11 protein-coding genes and 1 riboswitch are annotated in these 13588 nt (G+C 73.9%); of the genes, 8 read left to right on the top strand and 3 right to left on the bottom strand.

The annotated features are described in order from the left end of the window. Positions 1-75: 75 nt before the first annotated feature. Together ACIQPT_RS12165 and ACIQPT_RS12160 are read right to left on the bottom strand one after the other, a co-directional pair. On the bottom strand, positions 76-1203 hold the full coding sequence (locus ACIQPT_RS12165) for an alpha/beta hydrolase family protein (RefSeq protein WP_401155189.1): 1128 nt from the start codon (positions 1201-1203) through the stop codon (positions 76-78). A gap of 181 nt (positions 1204-1384) precedes the next feature. Next, entirely contained in the window at positions 1385-2044 is a 660-nt protein-coding gene (locus ACIQPT_RS12160; protein ID WP_401155187.1) for a class II aldolase/adducin family protein, read from the bottom strand. Between the two features lie 277 nt (positions 2045-2321). Here ACIQPT_RS12160 and ACIQPT_RS12155 point away from each other — a divergent pair, with 277 nt between their 5' ends. The 7 genes from ACIQPT_RS12155 to ACIQPT_RS12125 all read left to right on the top strand — a co-directional run bounded on the left by ACIQPT_RS12155 (position 2322) and on the right by ACIQPT_RS12125 (position 10903). After that, positions 2322-3587, top strand: coding sequence for an anion permease (locus ACIQPT_RS12155; RefSeq protein ID WP_401155185.1), 1266 nt, complete (start codon positions 2322-2324; stop codon positions 3585-3587). Between the two features lie 12 nt (positions 3588-3599). Next, positions 3600-3830 (top strand): hypothetical protein, encoded by a 231-nt coding sequence (locus ACIQPT_RS12150; RefSeq protein ID WP_069757115.1) that lies wholly within the window; start codon positions 3600-3602, stop codon positions 3828-3830. Between the two features lie 148 nt (positions 3831-3978). Continuing rightward, positions 3979-4113: riboswitch (cobalamin riboswitch) on the top strand. A 137-nt stretch (positions 4114-4250) separates the two neighbouring features. Next, a complete protein-coding gene (locus ACIQPT_RS12145) occupies positions 4251-5240 on the top strand; it encodes a cobalamin biosynthesis protein (protein ID WP_401155183.1) in 990 nt (329 codons plus the stop codon). After that, on the top strand, positions 5237-6916 hold the full coding sequence (locus ACIQPT_RS12140) for a cobyric acid synthase (RefSeq protein WP_401155181.1): 1680 nt from the start codon (positions 5237-5239) through the stop codon (positions 6914-6916). Before ACIQPT_RS12145 ends, ACIQPT_RS12140 begins: the two co-directional genes overlap by 4 nt. Further along, complete coding sequence (locus ACIQPT_RS12135) at positions 6913-8958, top strand: putative cobaltochelatase (protein WP_401155180.1); 2046 nt, start codon at positions 6913-6915, stop codon at positions 8956-8958. Before ACIQPT_RS12140 ends, ACIQPT_RS12135 begins: the two co-directional genes overlap by 4 nt. Next, positions 8958-9557: a cob(I)yrinic acid a,c-diamide adenosyltransferase gene (gene cobO / locus ACIQPT_RS12130; protein WP_018512216.1), complete on the top strand. Its 600-nt coding sequence runs from the start codon at positions 8958-8960 to the stop codon at positions 9555-9557. Before ACIQPT_RS12135 ends, cobO begins: the two co-directional genes overlap by 1 nt. Then, positions 9551-10903, top strand: coding sequence for a cobyrinate a,c-diamide synthase (locus ACIQPT_RS12125; RefSeq protein WP_401155178.1), 1353 nt, complete (start codon positions 9551-9553; stop codon positions 10901-10903). The genes cobO and ACIQPT_RS12125 overlap by 7 nt, the downstream gene beginning before the upstream one ends. Before the next feature lie 47 nt (positions 10904-10950). Here the strand turns inward: ACIQPT_RS12125 and ACIQPT_RS12120 are convergent, their stop codons facing one another. Beyond that, on the bottom strand, positions 10951-11682 hold the full coding sequence (locus tag ACIQPT_RS12120; RefSeq protein ID WP_401155176.1) for a ZIP family metal transporter: 732 nt from the start codon (positions 11680-11682) through the stop codon (positions 10951-10953). Between the two features lie 196 nt (positions 11683-11878). On the opposite strand from ACIQPT_RS12120, the gene cobC reads away from it, so the two are divergent. Next, the gene (gene cobC, locus ACIQPT_RS12115; RefSeq protein WP_401155174.1) at positions 11879-13480 is read left to right on the top strand and encodes an Rv2231c family pyridoxal phosphate-dependent protein CobC; all 1602 of its coding nucleotides are present in this window, start codon (positions 11879-11881) and stop codon (positions 13478-13480) included. Positions 13481-13588: the final 108 nt, after the last annotated feature.

Here is a 13588-nt window from a genome sequence, read left to right as displayed (position 1 = left end):
AAACGGAAGGCGTTTCACCGGTACGTGAAAGGTTCCCCCGGTGCGACGGCAAGGGGGAGAGTTCACCCCATCGGCTCACATCAGGGGCGTGAGGAAGCGTCGCAGGGTCTCTTCGTAGCGGGCCGGGTCGGCGTTCCACATCGACGCATGCGGAGCCTGCGGTACGGCGTGGAGGCTGACCAGATCCGCGCGGCGGGCGGCGAGCTCACGGGAGGCCGCCCAGGGGGCGATCGTGTCGTCCGGGCCATGCAGGATCAGGGTCGGGGTGCGCAGGGAGGCCGGTGCGGAGGTCTCCAGCACCGGGGCGGTGCTCATCCCGGTGCGGCCCTGGGCGGCCCGGACGGCGAGCGGCAGCAGGGCGGCCGGGACGCCGCGGGCGGCGGCCAGGGCGCGCAGGGTGACCGGCCAGTCCAGTACCGGGGAGTCGAGGACGAGGCCGCTGATGCGGTCGCGGAGCGGGGACTCGACCGCGGCGTACAGGGCCGCGGTGGCGCCGGTGGACCAGCCGTGGAGGATCACGTTCCGCGCGCCGTGGCGCAGGGCGTGGCGGAGGGCGGCGTCGAGGTCGCGCCACTCGGAGGCGCCGAAGTGGCCGAGGCCGTCGGCGGGGCGCGGGGCTCCGGGGTCGCCCCGGAGGGCGAGGTCGAGCACGGGGAAGCGCTGTCGGTGCAGGAACCCCATCAGGTTCATGGGGTGGGCCCGGGTGGTGCCGAGGCCGTGCACGGTGATGACCCAGGTGTCGCGCGCGCCGGGGACGTACCAGGCGGGCAGGGTTCCCAGCTCGCCGGGGATCTCGACCTCCTGGTGGTCCAGGCCGAGGTCGCTGCCCGGGTCGCCGCCGTACAGCGCGGGGGTGAGCCGCACCTTCGCGCCGGGTTCGAGGATGCCCTGGCCGACGCTCTCCAGCCTCCGGACGACGGTGTCGGCGGCCTGGGAGGCCCCGTCGACGACGGGTCCGACGACCGCGTGGACCCCGGGTCCGGCCAGTCCGTAGGTGCCGGGCCGGAGCGCCGAGAAGGAGCGGGTCAGGGTGACCCGCCCGGACGCCGCGGCGTGCACGGTGAGTCGGCGGTCGGCGGGGAGGGGACGTCCGGGCGCCGCCTTGAGGGCGACGTCGCTGGCGTACCGGCCGGCCGCGACCGCTGCCGCACCGACGCCGAGGATCGTGGTGACGGCCGTTGCCGTCGCGGTTACCGGGCGCACCGCTTCAGTGTCGTGGGGCGGGAGGCGGGCTGCCAGCGGACGGGGGCCGTCCGAGCAGGAGCCGGGCTGTCGGCGGACGGGGGCCGTCCGGGCGGGCGCGGCCTCCGTCGGCCACAGGCGCGGGGGGGGCTCGGGGAGCTCAGGAGGGCTCGGGGGGCTTGGGGGGGCTCGGGGGCGCCTGTCAGCCGGGCTGGCCGTACCCCTTGAGCGCTTCGGTCACCTCGGCCAGCTGGGCCGCGTCGAGCAGGGCCGGGGTGCGGCCGGGCACGGAGCTCGCGGTGAGCCAGAGGCGGCACAGCCACTCCAGTTGGGCGGTGCGCTCGTAGGCCTGGTCGAGGGTGTCGCCGTAGGTGACGGTGCCGTGGTTGGCGAGCAGGCAGCCGGTGCGGTCGCGCAGGGCCCCGAGCATGGCGTCGGCCAGTTCCGGGGTGCCGTAGCGGGCGTAGGCGGCGGTGCGGACCGGGCCGCCGAGGATGGCGGCCGCGTAGTGGACCAGCGGCACCTCGGTGACGAGGGTGGAGACGGCGGTGGCGTGCACGGCGTGGGTGTGGACCACGGCGGCGGCGTCGGTGGCACGGTAGACCGCCAGGTGGAGGGGGAGTTCGCTGGTCGGCCCGAGGTTCCCGAGGACCTGGCGTCCTTCCAGGTCGACGCCGACCGCGTCCTGGGGTCCGAGCCGGTCGTAGGGCACCCCGCTGGGCGTCACCAGGACCAGGTCGCCGACGCGGGCCGACACATTGCCCGAGGTGCCGACGACCAGGCCGTCCGCCGCGCTGCGGCGGGCCGTCGCGACGACGTTCCGCCAGGTCTCTCGGACAGATTCCGGGTGCTGCTCGCTCATGGGGCGAGCGTAGGCGCGAACGCGCGCAACCGGAACGTCACATGGGGAGTGACGGGGATCTCTTCCGGGCTCCGAACGACCGCTCAAAATGTTCGCCAACGGGCGGCAAAGGGCAGTCCACGCCGCGCCCCACGGGCATCCCGCAACCACTCCCGCACACAAGCGGAAGCGACCCACTCCGCTTGGGGTCACCACAGCGCCCTGCCCAGTTCATCTTCCGTTCACTCAGGTTGCCTACGGTCCACGAGCCACTGACGTCGAACGATTGCCTGGGTAAATGGAACACATCACGCTGCTGCTTGCGATTGTGGTCGTGACAGCTCTCGTGTTCGATTTCACGAACGGTTTCCACGACACCGCCAACGCGATGGCTACCACCATCTCGACCGGCGCCCTGAAGCCCAAGACAGCGGTGGCGATGTCCGCCGTTCTCAACCTGATCGGCGCGTTCCTGTCGGTGGAGGTCGCCAAGACGATCTCCGGCGGGATTGTCAACGAGGACGGCCTCAGAACCGAGGTCATCTTCGCGGCGCTCGTCGGCGCCATCCTGTGGAATCTCCTGACCTGGCTGGTCGGCCTGCCCTCCAGCTCCTCCCACGCCCTGTTCGGCGGTCTGATCGGCGCCGCGGTCATGTCGGCCGGCTGGTCCTCGATCAACGGCGGCACCGTCGTCACCAAGGTGCTGCTCCCGGCGATCGCCGCCCCGCTGGTGGCCGGCCTCGCCGCGATGCTGGCCACGCGGCTGACGTACCGGATCAACCGGAACGTCACCGACCCGAACCAGCTGAAGTCGACGGCCAAGGGCTACCGGGCCGGACAGATCGCCTCCGCCGGTCTCGTCTCGCTCGCCCACGGCACCAACGACGCCCAGAAGACGATGGGCATCATCACCCTGGCCCTGGTCACCGGCGGCGTCCTCGCCCCCGGCTCCAACCCGCCGCTGTGGGTCATCGTCTCCGCCGGTGTGGCCATCGCGCTCGGCACCTACCTCGGCGGCTGGCGCATCATCCGCACCATGGGCAGCGGCCTGACCGAGCTCAAGCCGCCGCAGGGCTTCGCCGCCCAGACCAGTGCGGCGACCGTCATCCTGGCCTCCTCGCACCTCGGCTTCTCGCTCTCCACCACGCAGTCCTGCTCCGGGGCCGTGATGGGCGCGGGCCTCGGCCGCAAGGGCGGCGTGGTCCGCTGGTCCACCGCCACCCGGATGTTCATCGCCTGGGGTCTGACGCTGCCGGCCGCGGGTCTGGTCGGCGCGGGCGCCGAGTTCCTGACCAAGCAGGGCACCTGGGGCATCACCGTCACCGCGATCCTGCTCGTCGGCGGCTCCTTCGCGATCTGGCTGGCCTCGCGCCGCCAGCCGGTCGACCACACCAACGTCAACGACACGGCCACCGGCGACGACGAGCCCCAGGGCGTCGTCACCACCGCCATCGCCGCGGTCCAGCCGCCGCCCGTCGGCGGCCCGACCTCCGACCTCATGACCACCATCCCGGCCCCGGCCACGGCGCCCGACGACCCGGCCCGGCCGCCGGCCACGGTGTAAGGACAGATCCGCATGAAAATCGACTGGGCAGCTCTCGCCTCCGTCTTCGGTGTCAGCCTTGTGGTCACCGTCGCGCTGGTCGGCCTCTTCACCCTGGGCATCGTCGCCCTCTCCAAGCAGTCGGCCACGGCCGGAAGCAGCGCCGCCGGCGGATCGGTCGCGCTGGCGCGCACCGGCGCGTACGCCTGCTTCGCGCTGTGCGTGGCGGCGGTCTCGTACGGGATCTATCTGATCGTCGCCTGACCCCGTTCCACCGCACTTCCTCGGGCCGGACACACCTCGTGTGTCCGGCCCGATGTGCGTCTGCGCACACTGGAGCTCCGCAGGTCAACAGCAAGTTGACTGCCGTTCTCGCAGCGTGGTGGACTGCCGGAGCCATTTACGGCGACAGAAGAGGAAGCCGGTGAGAATCCGGCGCGGTCCCGCCACTGTCACCGGGGAGCACTCCCCCACACCGGATGTCACGGCCCTCTCAACGAGGGCTGGAAGGCCGGGGGAACTGCGGATCCGGGAAGCCAGGAGACTCTTGTCGCCGGTCACGTCGAACCAGGGCGCGGACCCTGAGTGAGGACATAAGCCATGCCCGGCCGCCGTGCGCCGCATCCTGTGCCTCGTCCCGTACCTCTTCGTGCCGGAACGCCTCTGCCCACGGCGGCCTGAGCCGTGCGTGCCGACCGCGTCTTCGCGTACGGCGCCACGGCCGGGCTGATCGCCGACGCCCTGCTCGGTGACCCCCGGCGCGGCCACCCCGTCGCCGGTTTCGGCCGCGCCGCCGCGCGGGTGGAGTCCCTGCTGTGGCGTGACGACCGGGGCCGGGGCGCGCTGCACACCCTCGTCTGCGCCGGCGGCGCCGTGGGGGCGGCCGCGCTGGCCGCCCGCGCCGTACGGGACCGCCCCGCGCTCGCCGTCGCGCTGACCGCCGCCACCGCCTGGTCCGTCGTCGGGGGTACGTCGCTGGGCCGGGAGGCCCGTGCCATCGGCGGCGCGCTGGCCGCCGGGGACCTGGAGGTGGCCCGGGAGCGGCTGCCGCATCTGTGCGGGCGCGATCCGCACTCCCTGGACGGGCCGCAGATCGCCCGCGCCGTGGTGGAGTCGGTCGCGGAGAACACCTCGGACGCCGTCGTCGGCGCGCTCGTGTGGGGGGCGATCGGCGGGGTGCCGGGGCTCGTCGGGTTCCGGGCCGTGAACACGCTCGACGCGATGGTCGGTCACAAGTCGCCCCGCCACCGCCGTTACGGCTGGGCCTCGGCCCGCCTGGACGACCTCGCGGGGTGGCCCGGGGCCCGGCTGACGGCCGCGCTGGCCGTCGCGGGCGGCGGGCGGCCGTCGGACGCCGTACGCGCCTGGAAGGCCGACGCGGGACGCCACCCGAGCCCGAACGCCGGGCCGGTGGAGGCCGCGTTCGCGGGGGCGCTCGGCGTACGGCTGGGCGGGACGCTGGCGTACGCGGGGCGCGTCGAACACCGGCCGGTCCTGAACGGCGAGTCCGGGCGGGAGGTGCGGGGCGCGGACATCGAACGCGCGGTACGGCTGTCGCGCCGGGTGAGCACGCTGGCCCTTGGGGTGTGCGTGGCGGGGCGGCTGGTCGCGGGGCACGTGCTCGCGGGACGGTCGTCAGCAGGACAGACAGGGCAGAAGCGGGGACGGGCATGAGCGGTGGACTGCTGGTCGCGGGAACCACATCGGACGCGGGCAAGAGCGTCGTCACGGCGGGCATCTGCCGGTGGCTGGTGCGCCGGGGCGTGAAGGTCGCGCCGTTCAAGGCGCAGAACATGTCCCTGAACTCCTTCGTGACCCGGGAGGGCGCGGAGATCGGGCGCGCCCAGGCGATGCAGGCGCAGGCCGCCCGGGTGGAGCCGACGGCCCTGATGAACCCGGTCCTGCTGAAGCCCGGCAGCGACCGGTCCAGCCAGGTCGTCCTGATGGGCAAGCCGGTGGGCGAGATGAGCGCCCGGGGCTACCACGGCGGGCGGCAGGAGGCGTTGCTCGGGACGGTCACGGACTGCCTGGAGCAGCTGCGGGCGAGCTATGACGCGGTGATCTGCGAGGGGGCCGGGTCGCCCGCCGAGATCAACCTGCGGCGCACCGACATCGTGAACATGGGGATCGCGCGGGCCGCGAAATTCCCTGTGCTGGTGGTCGGGGACATCGACCGGGGCGGGGTCTTCGCCTCGTTCTTCGGCACGACGGCGCTGCTGAGCGCGGAGGACCAGGCGCTGGTCGCGGGCTATCTGGTGAACAAGTTCCGGGGCGACGTCTCGCTGCTGGAGCCGGGCCTGGACATGCTGTACGGGCTGACCGGGCGGCGGACGTACGGAGTGCTGCCGTTCACCCACGGGCTCGGCATCGACGAGGAGGACGGCCTGCGGGTGTCGATGCGGGGCGCGGTACGGGAGTCGGTCGTGGCGCCGCCCCACGGGGAGGACGTGCTGCGGGTCGCGGTCTGCGCGGTGCCGTTGATGTCCAACTTCACGGATGTGGACGCGCTGGCCGCCGAACCGGGCGTCGTCGTGCGATTCGTGGACCGGGCCGACGAGCTGGCCGACGCGGACCTGGTGATCGTGCCCGGGACGCGCGGCACGGTGAAGGCGCTGGCCTGGCTGCGCGAACGGGGCCTCGCGGACGCGCTGGTACGGCGGGCGGCGGAGGGCCGGCCGGTGCTCGGCATCTGCGGCGGGTTCCAGGTGCTCGGCGAGCGGATCGAGGACGAGGTGGAGTCGCGGGCGGGTCTGGTCGACGGGCTGGGGCTGCTGCCGGTGCGGATTCGCTTCGACCGGGCCAAGACGCTGGCGCGGCCGGTCGGTTCGGCGCTGGGCGAGCCGGTGGAGGGGTACGAGATCCACCACGGGGTGGCCGATGTGCGGGGCGGGGAACCGTTCCTGGACGGGTGCCGGGTGGGGGCGGTGTGGGGGACGCACTGGCACGGGTCGCTGGAGAGCGATGCGTTCCGGCGGCGGTTCCTGGTGGAGGTGGCCCGGGCCGCGGGGCGGCGGTTCGTTCCCGCGCCGGACACGAGTTTCGGGGTGTTGCGGGAGGAGCAGCTGGATCGGCTGGGGGATCTGGTGGAGGAGCATGCGGATACGGATGCGTTGTGGCGGTTGATCGAGGGGGGTGCGCCTGCGGGGTTGCCGTTTGTGCCGCCGGGGGCGCCGCCGTTGGGTGCGGGTGGGCCGGAGAGCCGGGGCGCTGCCCCGGACCCCGCTCCTCAATCGCCGGAGGGGCTTGATTTTGCCGGGTCCGCTGAGTCAAAGAGCCAGGGGCCTGATGTGGCCGGGTCCGCCGGGCTCGGGCAGGACGTTGAACAGCATGTCGACCAGGAGGCCTTGTGAGTACGCCGTATCCCTTCACCGCGATCGTCGGGCAGGACGATCTGCGGCTCGGGCTGTTGCTGAACGCGGTCAGTCCGGCCGTCGGCGGGGTGCTCGTGCGGGGCGAGAAGGGGACCGCCAAGTCCACCGCCGTCCGCGCGCTGGCCGCCCTCATGCCCGAGGTCTCCGTCGTGCCGGGGTGCCGGTTCTCCTGTGATCCGGGCTCCCCCGATCCGGCGTGTCCCGATGGGCCGCACGCGGAGGCGGCCGGTGTGTCGCGGGCCGCGCGGACCGTGGAGCTGCCCGTCGGCGCGTCCGAGGACCGGCTCGTGGGGGCGCTGGACATCGAGCGGGCGCTCTCGGAGGGCGTGAAGGCGTTCGAGCCGGGGCTGCTGGCCGACGCGCACCGCGGGATCCTGTACGTCGACGAGGTCAACCTCCTCCACGACCACCTGGTGGACCTGCTGCTGGACGCGGCGGCCATGGGCGCCTCGTACGTCGAGCGCGAGGGCGTCTCCGTACGGCATGCGGCGCGGTTCCTGCTGGTCGGGACGATGAACCCGGAAGAGGGCGAGCTGCGGCCGCAGTTGCTGGACCGGTTCGGGCTGACCGTCGAGGTGGCCGCGTCCCGGGACACCGACGAGCGGGTGGAGGTCGTGCGGCGCCGGCTCGCGTACGACGACGACCCCGAGGGGTTCGCCGGGCGTTGGGCCGAGGAGGAGAGCGCCCTGCGGGAGCGCATCGCCGCCGCGCGTGCCCTGCTGCCGCGTGTCGTGCTCGGTGACGCCGTGCTGCGCCAGATCGCCGCTACCTGCGCCGCGTTCGAGGTCGACGGGATGCGGGCCGACATCGTGATGGCGCGTACCGCGACCGCGCTCGCCGCCTGGGCCGGACGCGAGGAGGTCACCGCCGACGACGTACGGCAGGCCGCGCTCCTCGCGCTCCCCCACCGGCGTCGCCGCAATCCCTTCGACGCGCCCGGTCTGGACGAGGACAAGCTCGACCAGACCCTGGACGAGGCCGCCGGGGATCAGGGGCAGGACAAGAACAACGACGACGACCCCGACCCCGATGGGGGCGGGAACGATGACGGCGGCGGCGGTGGTGGCGGGGGTGTGCCGCCCCAGGCCGACGGAGACCGCACGCCGCCCCAGGGCGAGAGCGACGACACGCCGTCGCAGGCCCCCGAGGGCACCCCCGACGCACCCGGGCGGTCCACCGGGGCCGAGCAGCAGCCGGTGGCGTCCGCCGAGCCGTTCCGGACGAAGATGCTCAGCGTGCCGGGGCTCGGCGAGGGTGCTGCGGGGCGGCGCTCCCGGGCGCGTACCGAGCATGGGCGTACGACCGGCGCGCGCCGTCCGCAGGGGTCGCTGACCAAGCTGCACCTGGCCGCGACCGTGCAGGCCGCCGCCCCGCACCAGCGGGCGCGCGGGCGTTCCGGGCGCGGGCTCGTGGTGCGGCGGGACGATCTGCGGCAGGCGACCCGGGAGGGGCGTGAGGGCAACCTCGTGCTGTTCGTCGTGGACGCCTCCGGGTCGATGGCGGCCCGGCAGCGGATGAGCGCGGTCAAGGGGGCCGTGCTGTCGCTTCTGCTGGACGCCTATCAGCGGCGGGACAAGGTCGGCCTGGTGACCTTCCGGGGCAAGGACGCCGAAGTGGCGCTGCCGCCGACCTCGTCCGTGGACGCGGCCGCCTCCCGTCTGGAGTCGCTGCCCACCGGGGGCCGAACGCCTCTCGCGACCGGTCTGCTGAAAGCCCACGACGTGCTGCGCGTCGAGCGGCTGCGCGATCCTTCGCGCCGGCCCCTGCTCGTCGTCGTCACGGACGGGCGGGCGACCGGCGGGCCCGAGCCGGTCGCGCTCGCGGGGCGGGCGGCACGGCTGCACCGATCCGAGGGGACGGCCTCGGTCGTCGTGGACTGCGAGTCGGGGTACGTACGCCTCGGTCTCGCCGGGGAGTTGGCCCGGGAACTGGGAGGCACCGCCGTCACGCTCGACGAGCTGCGGGCCGACTCGATCGCCGGGCTCGTCAAGGACGTCACCGCAGCCGGGAGGGCCGCTTAATGCCGCAGGGACAGCCGACATCGGTACCGGACGACGGGCTCACCACCCGTCAGCGGCGCAACCGCCCGCTCCTGTTCGTCCACACGGGCATCGGGAAGGGCAAGTCGACCGCCGCCTTCGGGCTCGCGCTGCGGGCCTGGAACCAGGGCTGGCCGATCGGGGTGTTCCAGTTCGTGAAGTCGGCGAAGTGGAAGGTCGGCGAGGAGAACGCGCTGAAGGTGCTGGGCGCGAGCGGCGAGGGCGGCACCGTCGACTGGCACAAGATGGGCGAGGGCTGGTCCTGGGTCCAGCGCGACGGCCAGCTCGACAACGAGGAGAAGGCCCGCGAGGGCTGGGAGCAGGTCAAGCGCGACCTGGCGGCCGAGACGTACAAGCTGTACGTGCTCGACGAGTTCGCCTACCCGATGCACTGGGGCTGGATCGACACCGACGAGGTCGTCGAAGTGATGCGGAACCGGCCCGGCACCCAGCATGTGGTGATCACCGGCCGCAACGCGCCGGACGCGCTGATCGAGGCCGCCGACCTGGTGACCGACATGTCGAAGGTCAAGCACCCGATGGACGCGGGGCAGAAGGGCCAGAGGGGCATCGAGTGGTGACTGTGCCCCGTCTGGTCATCGCCGCTCCGGCCTCCGGCAGCGGCAAGACCACCGTCGCCACCGGCCTGATGGCCGCCTTCGCCGCGCGCGGGCTCGCCGTCTCGCCGCACAAGGTGGGCCCGGACTACATCGATCCGGGTTATCACTCGCTGGCGACGGGCCGCCCCGGCCGCAATCTCGACGCGTACATGTGCGGGACGGACCTCATCGCCCCGCTGTTCGCACACGGGTCGGCGGGGTGCGACCTCGCCGTGGTCGAGGGCGTGATGGGGCTGTACGACGGTGCCTCGGGGCAGGGGGAGCTGGCGTCCACCGCTCAGGTGGCCAAGCTGCTCAAGGCTCCCGTGGTGCTGGTGGTGGACGCGTCCTCGCAGTCCCGGTCGGTGGCGGCCCTGGTGCACGGGTTCGCCTCCTGGGACCCGGAGGTGCGGATCGGCGGGGTGATCCTGAACAAGGTGGCCTCCGACCGGCACGAGGCGCTGCTGCGGGACGCGTTGGACGAGTCGGGGCTTCCGGTGCTCGGTGTGCTGCGCCGGGCCCCGCAGGTCGCCACGCCCTCGCGCCACCTGGGGTTGGTGCCGGTGGCCGAGCGGGGGGCCGATGCGGTGGACGCCGTACGGGCCATGGGCGAGCGGGTGCTCGCCGGGTGCGACCTGGACGCGCTGATGGCGCTGGCCCGCACCGCGCCCGCGCTGCCGGACGAGGCCTGGGAGCCGGCATACGCCCCGGCGGCGGTGCCCGGGAGGCCCGTCGTCGCCGTGGCGGGCGGGGCGGCGTTCACCTTCGCGTACGCGGAGCACGCCGAGCTGCTGACGGCTGCGGGTGCGGAGGTGGTGACCTTCGATCCGTTGCGGGACGAGAAGCTGCCGGCGGGTACGGCGGGGCTCGTGATCGGCGGCGGGTTCCCGGAGATGTACGCCCCCGAGCTGTCGGCGAACGAGCCGTTGCGGCGGGCGGTCACGGAGCTGGCCCTGAGCGGCGCCCCGGTGGCGGCCGAGTGCGCGGGGCTGCTGTATCTGGCGCGGGAGCTGGACGGGCGGCCGATGTGCGGGGTGCTGGACGCCGAGGCCCGGATGTCCGAGCGCCTCACGCTCGGGTACCGGCAGGCGGTAGCGGTCTCGGACAGTTCGCTGGCGGTGGCGGGGACCCGGATGCGCGGTCACGAGTTCCACCGCACCGTGCTGGAGCCGGGGGCCGGGACCACGCCCGCCTGGGGCATGCACCAGCCGGAGCGGCGGGTCGAGGGGTACGTCCAGCGGGGTGTGCACGCGAGCTATCTGCACACCCACTGGGCCGCGTCGCCCTCGGTGGCCCGGCGGTTCGTCGAGCACTGCCGGGCGCGGTGAGCGACCCGCGCGTCCGTGCCGGCAGCGTGTGCGGGCGTACGCGCGGCTCACTCGGCGATGCCGACGACCAGCCAGATGAAGCCCACGCCCCCGATGGTGCAGAGAAGGGTGGAGCGGGCGGGATGGGTGTGGTGCGCCTCGGGAAGGATCTCCGCGGCGGCCAGGTAGAGCAGCGCTCCGCCGAAGAAGCCGAGATATCCGCCGAGCAGTTCCTCCGGAAGGGTGAACAGCAGCGTCGTCGCGGCGCCCACGACCGGTGCCGCGGCAGCCGCGAACAGCATCAGGAGCGCCTTGCGGCGGGCGTTCCCGTAAAGACTGGTGAGGGTGTACGTGTTGAATCCGTCGGCGAAGTCATGACTGATCACCGCCAGCGCGACGGCCACGCCCATGGATCCGCTGACCTGGAAGGCGGCGCCGAGCGCGATGCCGTCCATCAGGCTGTGGACGACCATCGCGGCGGCCGCCGTCAGACCCACCTGCGGTACGCGGTCGCCGTGCTCGCCGCCCGCCCCGTGTGCCACCTGGCGTCCGGCGAGCAGCCGCTCGACCAGATGGGCCGCCAGGAAGCCGCCGACGAACAGCAGCAGGGCGGCGGGCACCCCGAACACCGGTGTGCCCGCCGCCTCGATCGCCTCCGGCAGCAGGTCGAGTCCGACCACGCCGAGCATCAGGCCGCCCGCGAGGCCGAGCACCAGGTGACGGCGGTCGGTGACGCGTTGGGCGACCCAGCCGCCGGCCAGGGTCATCAGGAACGCGCCGAGCGCGACGAACACCGCCATGGGGCCTTGCTAGCCGATCGGGCCCTCTCCCCGCATCTCAGGGTGGCCTTACCGGCGGGGCCCCCGGCACCCCTCCTGTCAACGGTGCCCGTGCCCGTGCTCCGTATACGGAACGGCCGCGCCCGCTGCCTCCGTACCCCTGACGTACCACCGACGTACCACCGCGACGTTTGACCTGAAAGGCAGGGCTCCGCCGATGACCGGAGTATCCGTCGGCCCCGGACCGGAGTCCGGGGCCCGCAGTCTGGTGGTGGGGGTCGGCGCGCGCCGCGGGGCCTCAGGCGATGTGGTGTTCGCCCTGATCGAGGCGGTGCTGAGCGGGGCGGGGCTGGACGCGGCGGACGTGGTCGAGGTGGCGACGGTCGACGCCAAGGGGGACGAGCCGGGGATCGTGGGGGCGGCGGCCCGGCTCGGGGTGCCGGTGCGGACCCATCCGGCCGGGGCACTGGCCGCGGTCCGCGTGCCGCATCCCTCGGGCGCGGTGGGCGGCGCGGTGGGGACTCCGTCGGTCGCGGAGGCGGCGGCGCTGATCGAGGCGGACGAGCTGGTGGTGCCGAAGACCCGCGCCCCGGGCGGGAACGCCGCGTCCAGGGGGGTGGCGACCTGTGCGGTGGCCCGCCGGTTTCCGGCCGTCACCGGGACTTTCGATGTTTCCGCCAGGAAAACTTCCACCTCACCGGTGACGGGGGGCTCCCACCCGTTCACCATGGCTGCCATGACTCCCCCCACGCAGAACATCGAGAGCGCAGGGCCCGACCTGCGCCACCACGGCGACGCGGAGGTGCGCGGCGAGAATCTGACCGATCTCGCCGTGAACGTCCGTACCCACACTCCCCCCGAGTGGCTGCGCGAGCGGATAGCCGCGTCGCTCACCTCGCTGGCCGCCTACCCGGACGGGACCTCCGCCCGTGCCGCGGTCGCCGGCCGGCACGGGCTGCCGGTGGAGCGGGTGTTGCTGACGGCGGGCGCCGCCGAGGCGTTCGTCCTGATCGCGCGGGCTCTTCCGGCCCGGTGCCCGGTCGTGGTGCATCCGCAGTTCACCGAACCGGAGGCGGCGCTCCGGGCGGCCGGGCACGGGGTCGGGCGGGTGCTGCTGCGCGAGGAGGACGGCTTCCGGCTCGATCCGGCGGCGGTGCCCGAGGAGGCGGACCTCGTGGTGATCGGCAATCCGACGAACCCGACGTCCGTGCTGCACCCGGCGGCGCTGCTGGAGCGGCTGGCCAGACCGGGGCGGACGCTGGTGGTCGACGAGGCGTTCATGGACGTCGTGCCGGGCGAGCGCGAGGCGTTGTGCGGGCGGACGGACATCCCGGGGCTCGTGGTGCTGCGCAGCCTCACCAAGACGTGGGGGCTCGCCGGGCTGCGGATCGGTTACGTCCTGGCCGCTCCGGAGACGGTGGCACTGCTCGCCGAGGCGCAGCCGCTGTGGCCGGTGTCGTCCCCGGCGCTGGCGGCGGCCGAGGCGTGCATGGAGCCGCGGGCGCTGGTGGAGGCGGCCGAGGCGGCGGACCGGATCACGGTGGACCGGGCCCATCTGCTCGCCGGGCTGGCCGAGTTCAGCGAGGTGGAGGCGGTGGAGACGGCCCGGGGGCCGTTCGTCCTGGTGCGTCTGGAGCGGGCGGCGGAGGTGCGGGAGCGGCTGCGGCTGCTGGGCTTCGCGGCCCGGCGGGGGGACACGTTCCCGGGTCTGGGGCCGCAGTGGCTGCGGCTCGCGGTCCGCGACCGGGCCACGACCAACCGTTTCCTCCAGGCCCTGGACCAGGCCGTGCAGGCGCTGCCCGCGAGATCAAGGCGCTGAGGAAGCCCTTCGCGGGGAGGGGGGGGGGGGGGGGGGGGGGGGGCCCCCCCCCCCCCCCCCCCCCCCCCGGCGGGGGGGGGCCGCCCCCCGGCCCCCCCCCCCCCCCCC

It is taken from the genome of Streptomyces sp. NPDC091289 (assembly GCF_044757365.1).
Classification (GTDB): domain Bacteria; phylum Actinomycetota; class Actinomycetes; order Streptomycetales; family Streptomycetaceae; genus Streptomyces.
The sequence above is the reverse complement of the archived record's forward strand: the minus strand, read 5'-3'. Positions and strand labels throughout refer to the sequence as shown.

Coding starts and splice junctions, on each gene's coding strand:
- ACIQPT_RS12150 (WP_069757115.1), top strand. CDS start 3,600: ATGAAAATCGACTGGGCAGCTCTCGCCTCCGTCTTCGGTGTCAGCCTT.
- ACIQPT_RS12155 (WP_401155185.1), top strand. CDS start 2,322: ATGGAACACATCACGCTGCTGCTTGCGATTGTGGTCGTGACAGCTCTC.
- cobC (WP_401155174.1), top strand. CDS start 11,879: ATGACCGGAGTATCCGTCGGCCCCGGACCGGAGTCCGGGGCCCGCAGT.
- cobO (WP_018512216.1), top strand. CDS start 8,958: ATGCCGCAGGGACAGCCGACATCGGTACCGGACGACGGGCTCACCACC.
- ACIQPT_RS12140 (WP_401155181.1), top strand. CDS start 5,237: ATGAGCGGTGGACTGCTGGTCGCGGGAACCACATCGGACGCGGGCAAG.
- ACIQPT_RS12160 (WP_401155187.1), bottom strand. CDS start 2,044: ATGAGCGAGCAGCACCCGGAATCTGTCCGAGAGACCTGGCGGAACGTC.
- ACIQPT_RS12120 (WP_401155176.1), bottom strand. CDS start 11,682: ATGGCGGTGTTCGTCGCGCTCGGCGCGTTCCTGATGACCCTGGCCGGC.